The following is a 19,363-nucleotide window of genomic DNA, read 5'->3' as shown; positions in this document are numbered from 1 at the left end:
TTTGTCGGCCCGTCCTCCGCCCCTCGGGGGCCCGTCGCCACCGGGGACCGGGGGCCGAGGGCCCCGCCGGGACGGGCGTCTGGGTGGGCGGTGCGCTGGAGTGGTGCGTCGCAGGCGTGGGCATCGTTCCCCTACGGTGTCCGGGGCCGTGCGGCAGTGCCCCCGGCCCGGTGACCTCGGCCTTCATGGCGTGTCCCCTCTTGTCCGCGGGAGTGCGTCCCGCGTACCGAACGGGCTTTTCTGCGCGCCCAGTTGACGGCCCGGCCGCGCAGCCGTTGCCCTGCACGACGTCGTTTCGTCGCCCTGAGTTGGGTGAAAAGCAAGCCATAACGGGCGACGATCGGCTCCGGGTCGTAGCGGTGCGCGGACTCCAGCGCGGCCGTGCCCATCGCCCTGCGGAGCGTGTCGTCCTCGATCAGTTCGACCATCGCCTCGGCGAGCGCCCGCGCGTCCCCGACCGGCACCAGGCGCCCGTCGTGCCCGTCCGTGATGATCTCGCCGGGCCCGAGCGGCGCGTCCGTGCTCACCACCGGGACCCCGCAGCGCATCGCCTCCACCAGCGTCATCCCGAACGACTCGGCGTCGGAGGCGCTCACCACGATCGACGCCTTGGCGAACTCCGGCTCGATCGGCGACACGGCGCCCATCAGCCGGGCCCGCCCGGTCAGTCCGAGCCCGGCCACCAGGGTCCGCAGCCGTTCCTCCTGCGCGCCGCCGCCGTAGATCCGCAGCTCCCAGCCGGGCTCCTTCGCCGCCACCGCGGTGAACGCCTCCAGGAGCAGGTCGTAGCGCTTGCCCGGGGCGAGCCGCCCGGCCGCCGCGATGATCTTCGAGGTGCCGTCGGACGGCGGGACCGGGGCGGGCGGCACGATGTTCGGCACGGCCAGCACCCGCACCCCCGGCAGCGCCATCCGCGACCGGTAGACCGCCGCGTCCTCCTCGGTCACCGTCACGACCGCGTCCAGCCGCCGGTAGTGGCGGGCCAGCACCGCGCGCAGCTTCTTGGTGTGCGCGTCGTGCCGCAGGTGCTCCTGCGCGACCCGCAGCGCCCGCTTCGGGCCCCACTTCGCGAGATAGACGTTGATGCCGGGGCGGGTGCCGATGACGACATCGGCGTCGCAGTGCTGCTCCAGGTAGGCGCGTACCCGCTGGTCGTGCAGGAGCGTGTACTGCTTGTGGCGCTTCTCGGCGGCCGGGAAATCCCGGGCCGGTTCGCGGAACGCGGGCAGCGCGCTGTCGGCGCTGTCCGCCCGGCCGTCCACGAGCGGGACGAGCCCGATCCGCGGGTCCACCGGGAAGCGCGGCGTCTCCCGGTGCCGGGACATCGAGACGATCTCCACCTCGTGGCCGCCGTGCTCGACGAGCGCGGCGGCGAGGTTGAGCGTCGTGCGCACCGTGCCGCCGATGGCGTACACGTTGTGCAGCAGGAACACGATCTTCATGCGTACTGCCTTCCCCGGCTTGTCCCCAATGTCCGGGAGGAGCCTGGCCGGATCAGGTAAGCCGCCCGTCCGGTGGGGGTGAGAGGCAAGTAAGAAGCCCTTTGGCGGACGGCTGATCAGGCGATGCGCACCCGGCCCGGGGGCACACTGGCGGGGTGTCGCAGACCTCTCCGCTCCCCCCGGCCCCCGCTCCGACCGTGCTGCTCGCCGAGGACGACCGACCGATCCGCAACGCCCTGGAACGCGCCCTGGCGCTGGAGGGCTATGTGGTCACGGCCGTCGCCGACGGTGTCGAGGCGCTCGCCGCGGCCCACCGCTCCCGGCCCGACGTCCTCGTCCTGGACGTGATGATGCCGGGCATCGACGGCCTCCAGGTCTGCCGGGTGCTGCGCGCCGAGGGCGACCGCACCCCGATCCTGATGCTGACGGCGCTGGTCGAGACCCCGGACCGGATCGCGGGCCTCGACGCGGGCGCCGACGACTACGTGGTGAAGCCCTTCGACGTCGAGGAGGTCTTCGCCCGGCTGCGCGCCCTGCTGCGCCGCGCCGCCCCGGTGCCCGAGGAACCCTGCGACGACGGCCGGCAGGTGACCGCCGCCGATCTGCGCATCGACCCGGCCGCCCGGCGCGCGTGGCGCGGTGCCCGCGAGCTGGAACTCACCAGGACCGAGTTCGACCTCCTGGAACTGCTGGTCCGCAACAGTGGCATCGTCCTGGACCACGCCACGATCTACGACCGGATCTGGGGCTACGACTTCGGGCCGGGCTCGAAGAACCTCGCGGTCTACGTCGGCTATCTGAGGCGCAAGGTGGACGAGCCGGACGGGGTGCCGCTGATCCACACGGTCAGGGGCGTGGGCTACGTGCTGAGGGAGGGCTGAGGGTGAGTCCCGCCTCGCGGAGCCTGCGCACGAAACTGGCCCTGTCCTTCGCGGCGGTCGCGGCCGGGGTGACGGCGCTCGTCGGGTTCCTCTCCTACGACTCGGCGGCCCGCCTGGTCCGTGTCGACCAGGAGGCCGTCTTCGACCAGGTCGTCCACGGCCTGCGCCAGCAGGTGCGCCAGGAGGCGCTCACCGCGGACGACTTCAGCTCCGGCGACGCGGACCACGACGGTCCGCGCGACGATCTGACGCGGCCGGTCGGCACCGACATCCAGGTCCTCGGTCCGGGCGGCACCGTCACCGACCGGGGCAACCCGCCGCTGCCCGTCGAGGCCGACGACCGGCGGGTCGCCGAGGCGCGCGAGGCGGGCCTGCTCTCCGAGGACGAGGACGTGGAGATCGACGGCGACGCGTACCGCCTCGCGACCGTGTCCCTCGGCGGCGGGCGCGGCGCGGTGCAGGTCGCGCAGGAGTTCAGCGATACCGAGGACCTGCTCGCCGAGCTCCAGCGGCGCACCCTGCTGTACGCGGCCGCGGTCGTCGTCGCGGCGGGCCTGTTCGGCTGGTGGCTGGCGCGCCGGGTCACCTCGCGGCTGATCCGGCTCGCGCAGACCGCCGAGGACGTGGCGTCGACCGGCAGGCTGGACGTCGCGGTCCCGGTCACCGGCGGCGACGAGGTGGGCAGTCTGGGCCGCTCCTTCGACCGGATGCTGGGCCGGCTCGCCCGGTCGGTGGAGGACCAGCGGCGCCTGGTGCAGGACGCGGGCCACGAGCTGCGCACGCCGCTGACCTCGCTGCGTACGAACATCTCGCTGCTGCACCGCATCGGCGAACTGCCGCCCGACGCCCGCCGCGAACTCGTCGCCGACCTGGGCCAGGAGTCCCGCGAACTCACCGACCTGGTCAACGAGCTGGTGGAGCTGGCGGCCGGCAAGGAGGACGACGAACCGGTCACCGAGGTGGCGCTCGCCGAGACCGCGGAGGACGTCGCGAAGCTGGCCCGGCGCCGCACCGGCCGCATGATCACCGTCCACGTGGACGGCCCGCCGGACCTCGACACCACGATCACCGGCCGCCCCGCCCAGTTGCAGCGGGCCCTGTCCAACCTGGTGGAGAACGCCGCCAAGTTCGACACCGGTGGCACCGCCCCCATCGAGATCGTCGTCACCCGGCTGTCGGGCGTCGGCAGCGGGGTGCGCGTGGAGGTCCTCGACCGCGGTCCCGGCATCGCCGACGCCGACGCGGACCGCGTCTTCGACCGCTTCTACCGCGCTCCGGCCGCCCGCAGCCTGCCCGGTTCGGGCCTCGGTCTGTCGATCGTGCGGGAGGTCGCGGCGGCCCACGGCGGTGTGCCGTTCGCCGCGCGGCGAGACGGCGGGGGAGCGGTGATCGGGTTCGTGGTCAAAGGAGTCGGGAGCGGGGACGGGCAGCGCTGAACAACCCCGTGGCGGCCGTGCCGCGCGCCGGTCACCATGACTTTCATGCGCTTCTCCGTGAACATCCCCAACTTCGGCGACTTCGCCGACGCCCGTACCGTCGCGAGGACCGCCGCCGCGGCCGAACAGGCGGGCTGGGACGGTCTGTTGATCTGGGACCACGTGGTCCACGACAAGCAGGTGCAGCGCGGCAAGCCGTTCGGCGACCCGTGGATGCTGCTCACCGCCGCCGCCCTCGCCACCTCCCGGATCCGGCTCGGCACCCTGCTCACGCCCGTGCCCCGCTACCGGCCCGAGCAGCTGGCCCGGCAGGTCGCCACCCTGGACGCGCTCAGCGGCGGCCGCGTGGTCTTCGGGGCGGGGCTCGGCGGGCCCGCCGAGGACGAGTACGGCAGCTTCGGCGACACCGTCGACCGCGCCGTGCACGCCGAACGCCTCGACGAGGGACTCGACGTGCTCACCCGCTACTGGTCGGGCGAGACCGTCGACCACACCGGCGCCCACTACCGCGTCCACGACACCCAGTTGCTGCCCGCGACCGTCCAGCGGCCCCGGCCGCCCGTCTGGATCGGCGGCTTCTGGCCGAACCGCCGCCCGATGCGCCGCGCGGCCCGCTGGGACGGCGCCGCCCCGCTCTTCACCGACGCCCTGCACGGCGTACCGCCGCACCCGGACCGGCTGGCCGAGGTCGTCGCGTACGTCCGGGAGCACCGGGACGCCCCGGGCGAGGACTTCGAGATCGTCGTCGGCGGCCTCACCCCCGGCGACCGGGCCAAGGCCCTCGACATCATCGGCCCGCTCGCCGACGCGGGCGCCACCTGGTGGGACGAACGCCAGCTCCAGGACGGCGGCTTCATCGACTCGTACGAGGCCGTGCTGCGCCGCATCGAGGCGGGGCCGCCGCGACGGTGACCCTCAGGTGAGGACCAGCCAGCGGCGTCCGTCGAGGAGTTCGCGGGCCGCGTCGAGATGGCCGGCGTGGCACGCCGTCTCGGTGATCACGTGCAGCAGCAGTTCGCGCAGGGTGTGCAGCCGGTAGTCCGAGTCGAACAGATGGGCGGGCCACCAGGCGGGCGGGTCGTCCGGGGCGGCGGCGGTGATGACGGCGTCCGCACGCCGGGTCGCCGCGCGGTAGGCGTCGAGCACGTCGGCGGCCGTCGCGTCCGCGGGCACCTGCCAGGAGTCACCGAGACCGTCGATGGAGGCGATGACGTCCGGCTCGCCGAGGAACACGGCCCGGAACCAGAACCGCTCGACGTCCAGGGTCAGGTGCCGGAGCAGGCCGAGGCAGGACCAGCCGGAGGGCAGTACGGGCTTGCGGAGGGCCTCGTCGTCGAGCCCTTCGAGGATGCCGAGCACGTGGCGGCGCTGCCCGGCCAGGACGGCGAGCAGAGTCTCCGTCTCCGTGCCCGGCGCGGTCACGGCCACACCAGGCAGTACGCCTGATGCCCGGCGTCGTGCAGACGGTGGCTGAAGTCCTGCCATTCGTGGAGCAGTTGGTACACATTGAACGCGTCGCGCGGGCCGCCCCGGTCGGGGACCGTGGACCAGATGAACGCCGCCGCGCCGACGGCCTCCTCGCCCACCCCGCGCAGCGGGTCGACGACCGTCATCGGCAGCTTCACCACCGCGTAGTCGGGATGGAGCACGACCAGCTCCAGCGGCGGGACCTTGTGCAGGGGTATGCCCTCGATGCCGGTGAGGACCATCGCGGCCATCGTCTCCGGCTTGATCTTGGTGAACATGCCGCCCATGCCGAGCTCGTCACCGCCGAGCTCCTCGGGACGCATGGAGATCGGGACACGGGCCGCCGTGGCGCCGTCGGGCGCGCCGAAGTATTTGTACGTCACCCCCACCCGGCCACCATTCCCGCTTCCGCTCCCCACCAATGGCTCCCCGCGGTCGTCGCGTCGGTGCTTTCCCCGCCGGGCACGCCGGGGGCCCAGGTCGTCGGTCCCCTCGCCCAGTCCGCCGCCACCGCGATGCATATCTCCACCCGACTGCTGTTCTCAGGGCGCCAGGGCCCTTTTCTAGGCCGCGCGACCGCCGACGCGCAACCCGATCATCGTGTCAGTGACCTCCCCCACGGTCATCCGCCGAAACGTGCCGACGGAACAACTGCGCGAGCGCGGCCCCCACCACCCGTACAGATGCCGTGCAGAGTTCTGACAGTGCGAGTCTAGGCCGCGACGGGTCCGCGCGGAGGGGACCGAGGACACGGGCCGTACGCTGAGAGGCATGGCAGAGGCGAACAACACCCCCTATCCCTATGAGGCACCCGTTTCGCAGGGGCTCTTCGACCGTGCGTCCGTCGTCACCCCCGGTGGCGTGAACTCTCCGGTGCGCGCGTTCCGAGCCGTGGGCGGTACGCCCCGTTTCATGGTGTCCGGTACCGGTCCGTATCTGACGGACGCCGACGGTCGCGAGTACGTCGACCTCGTGTGCTCGTGGGGGCCGATGATCCTCGGCCATTCACACCCCGAGGTCATCGCGGCCGTGCAGGAGGCCGTCGCCCGCGGCACCTCCTTCGGCACGCCCGGTGAGGGCGAGGTCGCGCTCGCCGAGGAGATCGTCGCGCGGATCGAGCCCGTCGAGCAGGTGCGTCTGGTGTCCTCCGGCACCGAGGCGACCATGTCGGCGATCCGGCTGGCCCGCGGCTTCACCGGCCGCGCCAAGGTGATCAAGTTCGCCGGCTGCTACCACGGGCACGTCGACGCGCTGCTCGCCGCCGCCGGTTCCGGCGTCGCCACCTTCGGCCTCCCGGACACCCCCGGCGTCACCGGCGCCCAGGCCGGCGACACGATCGTCCTGCCGTACAACGACATCGAGGCGGTGCGGGCCGCGTTCGCCGCGCACCCCGGCGAGATCGCCTGCGTGATCACCGAGGCCTCGCCCGGCAACATGGGCGTCGTGCCGCCGCGCGACGGCTTCAACGCCGGGCTGAAGGAGGCGTGCCGGGAGAACGGCGCGCTGTACATCTCCGACGAGGTCATGACGGGCTTCCGCACCTCGAAGGCCGGCTGGTTCGGCGTCGACGGGGTCGTCCCGGACCTGATGACGTTCGGCAAGGTCATGGGCGGCGGCTTCCCCGCCGCGGCGTTCGGCGGCCGCGCCGACGTGATGGCCCACCTCGCCCCGGCGGGCCCGGTCTACCAGGCGGGCACCCTGTCCGGTAACCCGATCGCGACCGCCGCCGGTCTCGCCCAGCTCCGGCTGCTCGACGACGCCGCGTACGCCAAGGTCGACGCGGTGAGCGAGCAGCTCCGTACGCTCGTCTCGGACGCGCTCACCAAGGAGGGCGTCGCCCACCGGGTGCAGAACGCGTCGAACATGTTCTCCGTGTTCTTCACCGACGGCGAGGTCCGGAACTACGACGACGCGAAGGGCCAGGAGTCCTTCCGCTTCACCCCGTTCTTCCACTCGATGCTGGAGCAGGGCGTGTATCTGCCGCCGTCCGCGTTCGAGTCCTGGTTCGTCTCGACCACCCACGACGAGCGGGCGGTCGAGCGCATCGCCGCCGCGCTCCCGGCTGCCGCCCGCGCGGCCGCGGAGGCCACCGCATGAGCACCCCCAAGAGCGACAGCGACATCACCGTCGTCCACCTGATGCGCCACGGCGAGGTGCACAACCCGGAGGGGATCCTGTACGGGCGGCTGCCCGACTACCACCTCTCCGAGCTGGGGCGGCAGATGGCCGACCGGGTCGCCGAGCACCTCTCGGCGCGCGACATCACGCATGTCGTCGCCTCCCCGCTGGAGCGGGCGCAGGAGACGGCGACGCCGATCGCCAAGGCGCACGGCCTCGGCCTCGACAGTGACGACCGTCTCATCGAGGCGGGCAACGTGTTCCAGGGCAAGACCTTCGGCGTCGGCGACGGCGCGCTGAAGAATCCGGACAACTGGAAGCACCTCGTCAACCCGTTCAAGCCGTCGTGGGGCGAGCCCTACGTCGAGCAGGTCGTCCGCATGATGGGCGCGCTCGACGCGGCCAAGGACGCGGCGCGCGGCCACGAGGCGGTGTGCGTCAGCCACCAGCTGCCCATCTGGATCGTGCGCTCCTTCGTCGAGAAGCGGCGGCTGTGGCACGACCCGCGCAAGCGGCAGTGCACCCTCGCCTCGCTGACGACCTTCACCTACCGTGGCGACAAGATCGTCTCGGTGGGCTACAGCGAGCCGGCCATCGACCTCGTCCCCGCCCACCTGCGGGCCGGGGCCAAGCCGGTGAAGGGCAAGGACAAGGCGTTCGGCGCCTGACCTGTGAACGCGCGAAGGGCCGCCGGCCGCGGCGGCCCTTCTGTGTTTCCCCTCTGCTTCGGCCGTCTGCCACACCAAAACACCCCAAAAGCGTCGTAATTCCAGGAACCCGCGTGTCCCGCACGCCCTCTAAGGGGGTGCCGCCCTGTGAATGGGTGGCTGAGTGCGAAGAGCAAGGGGACGGTATGCGCGACGTCAGCCGCAGGGGACTCATCGGCATGGGAGCGGGCGCGGCCGCCGCGGCCGCGCTGGCCGGCTGCGGCTCGGGGTCGGGCGACGCGCCGTCGACGGTGCGGGGTGAGTCGCACAAGCCGGGTCACCCCGGAGCGCCCAAGCAGCCGTCGGTGAAGCCCATCGGCGACGGCTCGACCGCGTACACCGGCAAGCAGCCCAGGCAGCCGCGCGCACCCGAGAAGCTCGAACCCGGCCAGAAGCCGCCGCAGTTCGTGATCTTCTCCTGGGACGGCGCGGGCGAGGTGGGCAACGGCCTGTTCCCGCGCTTCCTCAAGCTCGCCGAGGACCACGGCGCCCACATGACCTTCTTCCTCTCCGGGCTCTATCTGCTGCCGGAGTCGAAGAAGCGCCTGTACCACCCGCCGAACAACGCGGTCGGCGCCTCCGACATCGGCTACCTCACCGACGAGCACATCAAGGCGACGCTGAAGTACACCCGGCAGGCCTGGCTCGAAGGCCACGAGATCGGCACGCACTTCAACGGCCACTTCTGCGTGGGCAGCGGTACCGTCGCCAACTGGACGCCGGAGCAGTGGCGCAGCGAGATCGACCAGGCCAAGTCGTTCGTCCAGAACTGGCGGACGAACTCGGGCTGGACGGACCTGCCGCCCCTGCCGTTCGACTACGACAAGGAGCTGGCCGGCGGCCGCACGCCGTGCCTGCTCGGCCAGGACAACCTGCTGCCCACCGCCCGCGAGCTCGGCTGGCGCTACGACGCGTCCTCGCCCGGCGGCCGCCAGCGCTGGCCCGAGAAGCGGATGGGCGTCTGGGACCTGCCGCTCCAGGCCGTCCCGTTCCCCGGCCGCTCCTTCGAGGTGCTGTCGATGGACTACAACATGCTGGCGAACCAGTCCCACAACTCCACCCGCGCGCCCTCGTACAACTACCCGGGCTGGCGCAAGCAGTCGACGGCCGCGTACATCGCCGGGTTCGACCGCGCGTACCGGACGAACCGGGCACCGTTCTTCATCGGCAACCACTTCGAGGAGTGGAACGGCGGCATCTACATGGACGCCGTTGAAGAAGCGTTCAAGCACATCGCGGCCACCGCCGAGAAGGACAGTGACGTGCGCCTCGTCTCCTTCCGGCAGTTCGTCGACTGGCTGGACGTCCAGGACCCCGAGGTGCTGGACAAACTGCGCACGCTCGACGTCGGGCAGCGGCCGGCGCAGGGCTGGCGGACGTTCCTGGAGAAGCCCGGGACGGTCACGGGGAAGCACCACGAAAAGAGCGGCACAAACCACTCCTGAAGTGGGCTTTTCCCGTCATGAGGGGGGTGCGAAAGATCCCTTGAACGGACATGCGAAACTTTTCACATGAGTGCCGCCTGCCGCGCCCCCCGCATCGCCGCGACCACGCGCCGCGCCGCCAAGCTGACCGTAGGAGCCGCCGTGGCGGCCCTGGTCCTGACGGCGTGCGGCAATGGCGGCGTCTCCGGCGGCGGGGACAACACCAACTTCGTGACGGGCACGGGCGGCATCGCCACCGTCGAGAAGGGCGAGCGGTCCCCGGCCCCCGACCTCACCGGCAAGGACCTCAACGGCGACAAGCTGACCCTGTCCGCCTACAAGGGCAAGGTCGTCGTCATCAACGTCTGGGGCTCCTGGTGCCCGCCCTGCCGCGCCGAGGCCAGGTACTTCGCGAAGGCCGCCGAGCGGACCAAGGACCAGGACGTCCAGTTCCTCGGCATCAACACCCGGGACCCCGACAGCGGCCCGGCCAAGTCCTTCGAGAAGGACTACGGCATCACGTACCCGAGCTACTACGACCCCTCGGGCAAGCTGCTGCTCCAGTTCAAGAAGGGCACCCTCAACCCGCAGTCCATCCCGTCCACGCTGGTCATCGATCGTGAGGGCAACATCGCGGCGCGCTCCCTGCGGGCGCTCAGCGAGAAGAACCTCGACAAGATGATCGACCCCGTGATCGCGGAGAAGTGACCGAGGTGTCCCTCACACTCGCCGCCGGCGGCATCGGTGGCACCGTCGAGAACGGTGCCCTGGTGGTGGCCCTGCCGATCGCACTGCTCGGCGGGCTCGTCTCCTTCTTCTCCCCGTGCGTCCTGCCCCTCGTCCCCGGTTACCTGTCCTACGTGACCGGTGTCAGCGGCACCGACCTCGCCGAGGCCCGACGCGGGCGGATGGCGGCGGGCGCCGGTCTCTTCGTCCTCGGGTTCACCGCCGTCTTCGTGTCCGGCGGCGCGCTCTTCGGCTTCTTCGGCCAGACGCTCCAGGAGTACCAGGGCGTCCTGACCAAGATCCTCGGAGTCCTCATGATCGTCATGGGGATCTTCTTCATGGGGCTGATGCCCTGGATGACGCAGCGTGAGTTCCGCATCCACAAGCGCCCGGTGACCGGTCTGGTCGGGGCGCCGATACTGGGCGCACTGTTCGGCATCGGCTGGACCCCGTGCATCGGCCCGACGCTGGCCTCCGTGAGCACCCTGGCGATGGACCAGGGGAGCGCGGGCCGCGGCGCCCTGCTGATGGTCGCGTACTGCGCCGGACTCGGCGTCCCCTTCGTGCTCGCCGCGATCGCCTTCCGCAAGGCGCTCGGCGCCTTCGGCTGGGTGAAGCGGCACTACGCCTGGGTGATGCGCATCGGCGGCGTCATGATGATCCTGACCGGCGTTCTGCTGCTCAGTGGGGCGTGGGACAGCCTCGTACAGCAGATGCAGACCTGGTCCAACGGCTTCACGGTGGGAATCTGATCGATGAGCAAGACAAACACCCCCGAAGAGGCCTCTGAGCAGGAGGCCGTGGCCCAGCTCAGCACGGCCCCGCAGGAGGACCGCACCCCCGGCTCCGCCAAGTTCGGTGTCATCGGCTGGGCCCGCTGGTTCTGGCGGCAGCTGACCTCCATGCGGGTCGCGCTGATCCTGCTGTTCCTGCTCTCGCTCGCGGCGATCCCCGGCTCACTGATCCCGCAGTCCGGCACCGACCAGATGAAGGTCGACGCGTTCAAGAAGGCCCACGAGCACCTCGGGCCGGTCTACGACAAGCTCGGCCTCTTCCACGTCTACAGCTCGGTGTGGTTCTCCGCGATCTACATCCTGCTGTTCGTCTCGCTGATCGGCTGCATCATCCCGCGCACCTGGCAGTTCGTCGGCCAGCTGCGCGGCCGCCCGCCGGGTGCCCCCAAGCGCCTCGACCGGATGCCCGCATACGCGACCTGGCGCACCGAGACCGGTGCGGACGAGGTCCGCGAGGCCGCGCTCACGCTGCTGAGGAAGCGGCGCTACCGCTCGCACGTCGCGGGCTCCGCCGTCGCCGCCGAGAAGGGCTATCTGCGCGAGGCCGGCAACCTGGTCTTCCACATCTCGCTGATCGTGATGCTGGTCGGCTTCGCCACCGGACAGCTCTTCAAGTCCGACGGCACGAAGCTGATCCTGGAGGGCGACGGCTTCGCCAACACCCTCACCCAGTACGACGACTTCTCCTCCGGCAACCTCTTCGACAAGGACACCGGCCTCGAACCCTTCAGCTTCACGCTCAAGGACTTCACGGGCACGTACGAGCGCAGCGGTCCCAACAAGGGCACCGCGCGCACGTACAAGGCCGACGTCGTCTACAGCGAGGGTGCCGACGGCAAGGAGAAGAACGCGACCATCAAGGTCAACGAGCCGCTGAAGATCAACGGCACCAAGGTCTTCCTCTCCGGCCACGGCTACGCGCCCGTGGTCACCGTCCGCGACGGCAAGGGCAAGGTCGTCTCGAAGCAGGCGGTACCGCTGCTGCCGATCGACTCCAACCAGACGTCGACCGGCGCGGTCAAGGTGATGGACGGCTACAAGAACGGGCAGGGGAAGAAGGAGCAGCTCGGCTTCAACGCCTTCTTCGTGCCGACCTTCGCGGGCTCAGGGAAGGGCGACATGTTCTCCCAGTTCCCGGCGCTCGACTTCCCCGTCCTGGCGCTCTCCGCGTACCACGGCAGCCTGGGCGTCGACTCCGGCATCCCGCAGAACGTGTACCAGCTGGACACGACCAACATGAAGCAGTTCAAGGACTCCAAGGGCGCGCTGCTGAAGAAGCGGCTGCTGCCCGGCGAGTCCATGAAGCTGCCGAACGGCGCCGGCTCGGTCACGTTCGAGAAGGGCGTCAAGGAGTGGGCGACCTTCGAGGTCGCCAAGCAGCCCGGCACCGACTGGGCGCTGATCGGCGCCATCGGTGCCATCGCCGGACTGGTCGGTTCCCTGTTCATCCAGCGCCGCCGCGTCTGGGTGCGGGCCACCACCGGCGACGACGGCGTCACGGTCGTCGAGATGGCGGGCCTGGGCCGCAGCGAGTCCGCGAAGCTCCCCGAGGAGCTGGGCGCACTCGTCGACAAGGTGCACGCCAGGGCGCCGAGCGCACCCGAACCCTCCGCAGATTCCGAAGACTCCGAAACCACCGCTGTTCCCGCCGCCGAAGGGGCTGAGAAGTGAATCTCGCCGCCGCCACCAACGAGAACCTGGCGCAAGTCAGCAACGTTCTCATCTACTCGTCGATGGCCGTCTATCTGCTGGCCTTCTTCGCGAACATGGCCGAGTGGATCTTCGGCAGCCGCAGCAAGACGGGCCGCGCCGCCGCCGCGCTGACCGCCCAGAAGCCGGCGAAGACGGCCGCCGCCCCGGCCGTGCAGGTCAAGAAGAACGGTTCCACCGCCGTCCTGGAGCGCCCGCAGGTCGTCACCCGCGCCGCGTCCGGCTCGCGCGGCGACGTGCCCGACGGCCCCGGCGCCTCCGGCGGCGACGAGCAGGGCGACCTCTACGGCCGGATCGCGGTGTCGCTCACCGCGCTCGGCTTCCTCATCGAGTTCTGCGGTGTCCTCACCCGCGCGCTGTCCGTGCAGCGCGCCCCGTGGGGCAACATGTACGAGTTCAGCATCACCTTCTCCACCGTCGCCGTCGGCGTGTACCTCGCCCTGCTGGCGATGAAGAAGAACGTCCGCTGGCTCGGCCTGCCGCTCGTCATCACGGTCCTGCTCGACCTCGGTCTCGCGGTCACCGTCCTGTACACGGCGAGCGACCAGCTGGTCCCGGCGCTGCACTCGTACTGGCTGTACATCCACGTGTCGACGGCGATCTTCTGCGGCGCCGTCTTCTACGTCGGCGCGGTCGGCACGCTGCTCTACCTCTTCAAGGACTCGTACGAGAACAAGCTGGTCAAGGGCGGCACTCCGGGTCGGTTCGCCACCTCGGTCTTGGAGCGGCTGCCCGCGTCGGCGTCCCTCGACAAGTTCTCGTACCGGGTCAACGCGGCCGTGTTCCCGCTGTGGACGTTCACGATCATCGCGGGCGCGATCTGGGCGGGCGACGCCTGGGGCCGCTACTGGGAGTGGGACCCGAAGGAGACCTGGTCGTTCATCACCTGGGTCGCCTACGCCTGCTACCTGCACGCCCGCGCGACGGCCGGATGGAAGGGCCGCAAGGCCGCCTACCTGGCGCTGATCGCGTTCGCCTGCTGGCTGTTCAACTACTACGGCGTGAACATCTTCGTCTCCGGCAAGCACTCCTACGCCGGAGTCTGAGCACCTGCGACAGAGGGCCGGTTCCTTCGGGAACCGGCCCTCACGCGTTCCGTCAGCCCACCGTGATCGCGTCCAGCTTCCCCCGCAGATACACGTGCGAGTCCACCGGCTCGTACGCCACCGTGCCCTTCGGCGCGGGCAGCGGTGCCACCGTCGTCGCCGGATCGCACTCGTAGAAGTAGACGAGCGACATCAGCTCCTCGGCGGGCGCGTCCGCGGGCGGCGGCAGCACGCGGTGGCGGCCCGAGCGCCAGCGGTCGCCGGTCCAGCGGGCCATCAGATCACCGATGTTGATGGTGAACGCCGCCGGGTCGAACGGCGCGTCCTCCCAGCCGCCCTCATCGGTGAAGACCTGGAGGCCGCCCTTCCCCGCCTGCCGGTCCAGGACGGTGACCGTCCCGAAGTCGGTGTGCGGGCCGATCCGGAACTGGCCCGGCTCCGGCCGGCCGACGACCTCCGTGCCCGGATACCAGTTGATGTTGAAGCCCCAGGTGGGCTGTGCCGTGTGCCGGGTGAAGAAGTCCGCGGGCTCGTCGAGCGCCACCGCCAGCAGGTCCAGGAGCTGATCGGAGAGCGTCCGCATCTGGTCCAGATACGTCTCCACCAGCGCGCGCAGCTCGGGCGACTCGGCCGGGAAGACGTTCGCGCCGGACCACTCGGCGGCGACCGCCGGGTCGTCGAACGCCGTGTCCGTGGCGAAGGAGAGCGACTCCTTCAGGTCGGGCGGGGTCTCGGTGCCCTCCGAGTAGCCGTTCGCCTCGGCGCCGGGACCGAGCCAGCCGCGCCCGCCGACCTTCACCGCGTACGGCTCCTTCGCGTCCGTCGGCAGCCGGAAGAAGGCGCGGGCCGCGTCCCGGATCCGGGTGCGCAGGCCCGGGGCGACGCCGTGGCCGGTGACCAGCAGGAAGCCGGCGGTGCGCAGGGCCTCGTCGACGGTGCGGGCGATCGCGGCGCGGGCCGCCGGATCGCCGGACAGCCACGGCTGGAGATCGATGGTCGGGATGCGGGGAGCGCCCTGCGGTGAGGTCATGCGTCCACTCTCGGGCCACGGAAACACCGGGGCAACGTGCGCCCCGTACTCTCCGGGCAGTCCCCACCCCGACGGATTGTCTGCCCCCGGGAGGCCCGCGTGCCCGCTCTCACGCTCCGCGAGATCCTGGCCCTCGACGGAGTCGCCGACGCCTCCCCCGAACTCCTCGCCGGGCAGGGTGCGTTGGACCGGCCCGTGCGCTGGGTGCACTCCAGCGAGGTGTACGAGGGCGCCGGCTTCCTGGACGGCGGGGAACTGCTGCTCACCAACGGCTTCGCCTTCCTCGGTGCCGATTCGGGAGCGCTGCGCCGGTACGTGCGTGAGCTGGCCGCCCGCGGGGTCGCCGGGCTCGCCGTGGAGGTGGGGCGGTCCCTGGAGCGGATGCCCGCCGACGTGGTGGCCGCCGCCCGTGAACTGGGGTTCCCGCTGATCGCGTTGCGCCGCGTCGTACCGTTCGTGCGGATCGCGGAGGCCGCCAACCGGGCCATCGTCACCCACGGCCTCACCGCCCGCGCCGTGCCGGTGGGACGGTCCGCCGACCACGCGGCCGCGCTGCTCGCCGACCTCGCCGAGGGGCAGGCCCTCAACCAGCCCGAGGTGGCGGCCCGTTCGGCGCTCGCCGGGTTCCGGCCCGGCCCCGGCGCCCGGCTCGTCGGCGTCTGCGCGCACGGCCCGCGGGCCGCCGCCCTCGCCGCCGTCGAGCGGGTCGCGGGCCGCCGCGGACTGCGCGCCGCGTTCCCCGGCGACGTGCTCGCGCTGCTCGTGCCGCCGCCGGGGCGGGACGCGGTGCGGGCCGTACGGGACGCGTTCCGTACGGCGGCCGGACCCGGGCTCACCATCGCCGTCGGGCACGCCGTGGGCGCCGACGACGGCTGGCTGCGCTGGACCGACACCCTCCGCGCGGCCCGTACGACGCTGGAGCTGGCCCTGACCGTGCCCGCGGCCGAACCGGCGTACGGGGACGGCCCGTTGGTGACCTCGGCGCGGGCCCTCGTCCTGGAGCGGGAGCTGACCCGCGGTGGCGTCGAGGCGAACCGGGAACGTCTCGCACGGCTCGTCGACCATGTCCTCGGCCCGCTCCTCGCCTGGGAGGCCCTGCACGGCAGCGACCTCGTGCGCACCCTGGAGGTGCATCTGCGGCACGGGTGCAGCCCGACGCGGACGGCCGCGCTGCTGCACATCGGGCGGCAGTCCCTCTACCAGCGCCTGGAGCGGATCGAGTCGCTGCTCGGCATCGAGGTGGGCGACCCGGAGCTGCTCGGCGAACTGCTCGCCGCCGCGTGCGCGGTCCGGGTCGTCGGTGCCCGCGCCGCTCAGGGCTCCAGCGAGCGCCAGATCCTGTCCGGCAGGACCCGGGCCGCCTGACCGAGGTCGACGTCGCCGACCGACAGCCAGCGCCGGGCGACGCCGACGACCGGGCCGAGCACCATGCTCTCGATCAACGGCGTGGGCAGGCAGGCGAGTTCACCCGACGCGACGTACCGCTCCAGCCAGGCCGCCAGCGGTGACAGGCGCGCCTCCTGGGTGTCGCGCAACTGCCGGGCCTGCGCCATGGTCAGCCGGTCCGCGTAGGAGGAGTGCAACAGCCGTGCCGCGTCCGGGTGTTCGCCGACGAAGGCGAGATAGGCCCGGACGGCCGCGGAGATGCCGGTGCGCGCCGTGCGGGACCGGGTCAGGGCCGTGCCCACGTCGTCGAGCAGCCGGCCGATCCAGCGCAGCAGCAGCGCGTTCATCAGCCCGTCGACGCTGCCGAAGTGGTGGTACAGGCTGCCCTGGCTCACCCCGCTGGACGTCGTGAGGGCCTGGACGGTCACACCGGCCTCGCCCGCCTCGGCATACACGGCGAGGGCCGTGTCGAGCAGGCGCTCGACCGTCTCCACGCCACGTCGTTGCTTGGAACTCATCGTGACAGTCAGCGTAAAGCACCATGTCAACGAGAGGTCTCCGGATGTGTTTCTAAAGTGAATATCTAGAAATTCACTCCAGTTTCCGGGCGTACTGCGTCACACTGATCGTGCCGGGGACGGGCCGGGGGCCGCTCCGGCGGGGGCCGTCGAGCGGCGCGGGGGACCGTTCGGCGGCCCGTCCCGTCATGGGCTCAGGGTGCGACGCGCAGCAGCAGCTTTCCCGTGCTGGTGCGTGAGGCCAGCGTCCGGTGCGCCTCGGCCGCGTCGCTCAGGGCGAATTCGCCGGTGACCGGCAGCTCGACGCCGGGTACGGCGAAGGCCCGTTCGGCCAGGGTGCGCAGCTCCTCGGGCGCGGTCTGCGCGAGGGTCAGGATCGAGAAGCCGGCCACGGACCGGCCGCCCGGGTACAGCTCGGGCTGGCCCACCTGCCAGGCGGGCGCCGACGAGGCGTTGCCGAAGGAGACCAGCCGGCCGAAGACGGCGAGCGTGTCCAGCGTCTCGCGCAGCACGTCACCCCCGATCGGATCGAGGGCCAGATCGACCCCGCGTCCTCCGGTCAACTCCCGTACGGACGCGCCGAATCCGTCGGCGAGCACCACGTCGTCGTAGCCGTACTTGCGGGCGTACTCGGCCTTCGCCCCGCCGGACACGACACCGATGACCCGGCCCGCGCCCGCCGCCCGCGCGAGCTGCCCGGTGACCGTGCCGACCCCGCCCGCCGCGCCCTGCACGAGCACCGTCTCGCCCTCGCGCAGGCGGCCCACGGAGTGCAGCAGCGCGTACGCGGTCGGCAGCACGGTCGGCAGGCTCGCGGCCGTCCGCAGATCCGTGCCGGCGGCGAGGGGGAAGACGACGGCGGCGTTCGCCACGGCGACCTCGGCGTAGGCGCCGCCCTCGGTGAGCGCGGCGACCTCCTGGCCGACGGTGAGCCCTTCGACTCCCGGGCCCAGGGCGCGAACCCGGCCCGACACCTCCAGGCCGGGCACGAACGGCAGCTGCGGTACCCGGTATCCCTCCAGGCGGGCCTTGTGGTCGGCGAAGTTCACGCCCGCGTACGCCACGTCGACGGACACCTGACCGGGCCCCGGCTCCGGGGCCTCGATCTCCGCCGTCCGAAGGACCTCGGGCCCGCCGTACTCCCCGAACCGCACCGCACGCATGGCGCGCACCCCGTTTCCGCAGCCACCGGTGTTCGTCGGGTGACGAACACTCGGACGGCTCGGACTGTACGACGCGGAGCGAACACTCGGCAAGCGATCGCGTACACCGCCGCGCTGACCGCGAACCCGGCGACGCACGTCACGTCCCCGAGCTCCGGCCATTTCTCCGCGGCCCAGCCCACGAACTTCTCCTGGTGCGAGAAGAGCGGTACGGAGACGGCCGCGCCCGTCAACAGGGCAGCGAAACCAAGCCAGTTGGTGAAGGACGGATCGGTGAGCCGCCCGGCGAGCTCCGCGTGGGCGACCTTGCGCATCCGCCACCGCTCCACCATCACGACACCCAGCCAGGGCGCGATCCAGTACGCGATCACCAGCAGGAACGCCTCGTACGCGGCGCCCGCGTCGGAGAGGGACGCCCAGGCCGCCGCCGTGCCGGCCAGGCCCGAGATCACCACGAGCGTCGAGCGGCCGAGCCAGGAGGGCAGCCGCAGCCCGAGCGAGGTGACGGACATGGCGGAGGAGTAGACGTTGAGGGCGTTGGCGGAGACCGCGCCCAGGATGATGGCGAGCAGCGTCAAGTTCCCCAGCCAGCCCGGCAGATGACCGGTGAAGGCGCCGGTCGGCGTGGCCCCCTCGGGCGCCGCGATCGTCGCCGACGCGACCCCGATCATGCCGACCGCGTAGACGGAGACGAAGAGGCCGAGCGCCGGGTAGAGGGCCGTCTTCCAGCGGGCGGCGGTGGCGGGCAGATAGCGCGAGTAGTCGGCCGCGTTCGGGTTCCACCCGGCCGCGTACCCCCACGCCGAACTGAACGCGAGCAGGAACCCGCCGAGGCCGCCGCCGGAACCGCCGCCCGAGAAGTCGGCCTTGCCGAACGTCCAGACGCCCGCGAGCAGGAAGACCACGGCGAGCACGGGCAGCGCGTACCGCTCGAAGGCGTGCACGAAGTTGTGGCCGATGAAGCCGATGGCGATCTCCGCCGCGACCACGAGCAGGAGCGAGGGCAGCGGGCGCAGCCCGGTCAGGGAGTTCAGCGCGAAGGCGGCGCTGACGCTGTTCACCGCGAACCAGCCGACCCCCGCCACGATCGCGTTGACCGTGCTCGGCAGCAGATTGCCGCGCCGCCCGAACGCGAACCGCCCGATCGCCATCTGCGGCACCCCGAACCGGGGCCCGTCCAGGCTCAGCACCCCGTGCGTGAGGGCGCCGACGGCGGTGCCGAGCAGCAGGGCCGCGGCGGCCTGCCAGAAGCTCAGGCCGAAGAACAGGACGGAGATCACGCCGATGTAGACGGTCGCGAACTCGATGTTGGGCGAGGCCCACGTCCAGATCAACTGGCGGGGGCTGCCGTGCCGTTCGGCCGCGGGGATCGGCTCGGACCCGGCCGTCTCGACGGCGATGACCTTGTCGCCGTACGCGGGCGGGGCCGCCGGAGCGGCGTCGGTGCTGGTGGAGGCGGTCGTCATGCCCCCTGAGTGTCCGGTGGCGGACGCGCCCCGCACAGGGGCGCACTGT

18 protein-coding genes are annotated in these 19,363 nt (G+C 71.7%); 11 read left to right on the top strand and 7 right to left on the bottom strand.

The window, feature by feature from the left end; all coding sequences use genetic code 11:
- Positions 1–131: 131 nt before the first annotated feature.
- Entirely contained in the window at positions 132–1,442 is a 1,311-nt protein-coding gene (locus tag K377_RS22405) for a glycosyltransferase family 4 protein (RefSeq protein WP_111665259.1), read from the bottom strand.
- Positions 1,443–1,639: 197 nt separating this feature from the next.
- On the opposite strand from K377_RS22405, the gene K377_RS22400 reads away from it, so the two are divergent.
- Genes K377_RS22400 through K377_RS22390 form a run of 3 tightly spaced genes read left to right on the top strand, consistent with a single transcriptional unit; the run spans position 1,640 to position 4,671 of the window.
- The gene (locus K377_RS22400; RefSeq protein WP_111665517.1) at positions 1,640–2,323 is read left to right on the top strand and encodes a response regulator transcription factor; all 684 of its coding nucleotides are present in this window, start codon (positions 1,640–1,642) and stop codon (positions 2,321–2,323) included.
- Complete coding sequence (locus tag K377_RS22395) at positions 2,320–3,759, top strand: HAMP domain-containing sensor histidine kinase (RefSeq protein ID WP_111665516.1); 1,440 nt, start codon at positions 2,320–2,322, stop codon at positions 3,757–3,759. Before K377_RS22400 ends, K377_RS22395 begins: the two co-directional genes overlap by 4 nt.
- Before the next feature lie 45 nt (positions 3,760–3,804).
- Positions 3,805–4,671, top strand: a complete 867-nt coding sequence (locus tag K377_RS22390; protein ID WP_111665258.1) for an LLM class flavin-dependent oxidoreductase — start codon at positions 3,805–3,807, stop codon at positions 4,669–4,671.
- A 3-nt stretch (positions 4,672–4,674) separates the two neighbouring features.
- Here K377_RS22390 and K377_RS22385 read toward each other — a convergent pair whose 3' ends face one another.
- Positions 4,675–5,196, bottom strand: a complete 522-nt coding sequence (locus tag K377_RS22385) for a DinB family protein (protein WP_375605948.1) — start codon at positions 5,194–5,196, stop codon at positions 4,675–4,677.
- Positions 5,178–5,615 carry a hypothetical protein gene (locus tag K377_RS22380; RefSeq protein WP_111665256.1) on the bottom strand — a complete coding sequence of 146 codons (438 nt, stop codon included), beginning with the start codon at positions 5,613–5,615 and terminating at the stop codon, positions 5,178–5,180. The genes K377_RS22385 and K377_RS22380 overlap by 19 nt, the downstream gene beginning before the upstream one ends.
- Before the next feature lie 382 nt (positions 5,616–5,997).
- Between K377_RS22380 and hemL the strand changes: the two genes are divergently transcribed.
- The 7 genes from hemL to ccsB all read left to right on the top strand — a co-directional run bounded on the left by hemL (position 5,998) and on the right by ccsB (position 13,751).
- A complete protein-coding gene (gene hemL, locus K377_RS22375; RefSeq protein ID WP_111665255.1) occupies positions 5,998–7,323 on the top strand; it encodes a glutamate-1-semialdehyde 2,1-aminomutase in 1,326 nt (441 codons plus the stop codon).
- A complete protein-coding gene (locus tag K377_RS22370; RefSeq protein WP_111665254.1) occupies positions 7,320–8,012 on the top strand; it encodes a histidine phosphatase family protein in 693 nt (230 codons plus the stop codon). The genes hemL and K377_RS22370 overlap by 4 nt, the downstream gene beginning before the upstream one ends.
- A 185-nt stretch (positions 8,013–8,197) precedes the next feature.
- The gene (locus tag K377_RS22365) at positions 8,198–9,496 is read left to right on the top strand and encodes a hypothetical protein (protein ID WP_111665253.1); all 1,299 of its coding nucleotides are present in this window, start codon (positions 8,198–8,200) and stop codon (positions 9,494–9,496) included.
- 66 nt (positions 9,497–9,562) lie between these two features.
- Positions 9,563–10,183, top strand: coding sequence for a TlpA disulfide reductase family protein (locus K377_RS22360; protein ID WP_111665252.1), 621 nt, complete (start codon positions 9,563–9,565; stop codon positions 10,181–10,183).
- A complete protein-coding gene (locus tag K377_RS22355; RefSeq protein WP_181512620.1) occupies positions 10,180–10,953 on the top strand; it encodes a cytochrome c biogenesis CcdA family protein in 774 nt (257 codons plus the stop codon). Before K377_RS22360 ends, K377_RS22355 begins: the two co-directional genes overlap by 4 nt.
- A 3-nt stretch (positions 10,954–10,956) precedes the next feature.
- On the top strand, positions 10,957–12,666 hold the full coding sequence (locus tag K377_RS22350) for a cytochrome c biogenesis protein ResB (protein WP_111665251.1): 1,710 nt from the start codon (positions 10,957–10,959) through the stop codon (positions 12,664–12,666).
- On the top strand, positions 12,663–13,751 hold the full coding sequence (gene ccsB / locus K377_RS22345) for a c-type cytochrome biogenesis protein CcsB (protein ID WP_111665250.1): 1,089 nt from the start codon (positions 12,663–12,665) through the stop codon (positions 13,749–13,751). The genes K377_RS22350 and ccsB overlap by 4 nt, the downstream gene beginning before the upstream one ends.
- A 52-nt stretch (positions 13,752–13,803) precedes the next feature.
- Here the strand turns inward: ccsB and K377_RS22340 are convergent, their stop codons facing one another.
- A complete protein-coding gene (locus K377_RS22340; protein WP_111665249.1) occupies positions 13,804–14,781 on the bottom strand; it encodes an isopenicillin N synthase family oxygenase in 978 nt (325 codons plus the stop codon).
- A gap of 99 nt (positions 14,782–14,880) precedes the next feature.
- Between K377_RS22340 and K377_RS22335 the strand changes: the two genes are divergently transcribed.
- A complete protein-coding gene (locus K377_RS22335; protein WP_111665248.1) occupies positions 14,881–16,146 on the top strand; it encodes a PucR family transcriptional regulator in 1,266 nt (421 codons plus the stop codon).
- Here the strand turns inward: K377_RS22335 and K377_RS22330 are convergent.
- The 3 genes from K377_RS22330 to K377_RS22320 form a co-directional block, all read right to left on the bottom strand.
- Positions 16,095–16,685 carry a TetR/AcrR family transcriptional regulator gene (locus K377_RS22330; protein ID WP_111665247.1) on the bottom strand — a complete coding sequence of 197 codons (591 nt, stop codon included), beginning with the start codon at positions 16,683–16,685 and terminating at the stop codon, positions 16,095–16,097. The genes K377_RS22335 and K377_RS22330 overlap by 52 nt on opposite strands.
- Before the next feature lie 194 nt (positions 16,686–16,879).
- Entirely contained in the window at positions 16,880–17,848 is a 969-nt protein-coding gene (locus K377_RS22325; protein WP_111665514.1) for a zinc-binding dehydrogenase, read from the bottom strand.
- Positions 17,731–19,314: a cytosine permease gene (locus tag K377_RS22320; protein ID WP_146614753.1), complete on the bottom strand. Its 1,584-nt coding sequence runs from the start codon at positions 19,312–19,314 to the stop codon at positions 17,731–17,733. Before K377_RS22320 ends, K377_RS22325 begins: the two co-directional genes overlap by 118 nt.
- Positions 19,315–19,363: the final 49 nt, after the last annotated feature.

The organism is Streptomyces sp. PsTaAH-137, from assembly GCF_003259365.1.
Taxonomy (GTDB): domain Bacteria; phylum Actinomycetota; class Actinomycetes; order Streptomycetales; family Streptomycetaceae; genus Streptomyces.
The sequence above is the reverse complement of the archived record's forward strand: the minus strand, read 5'-3'. Positions and strand labels throughout refer to the sequence as shown.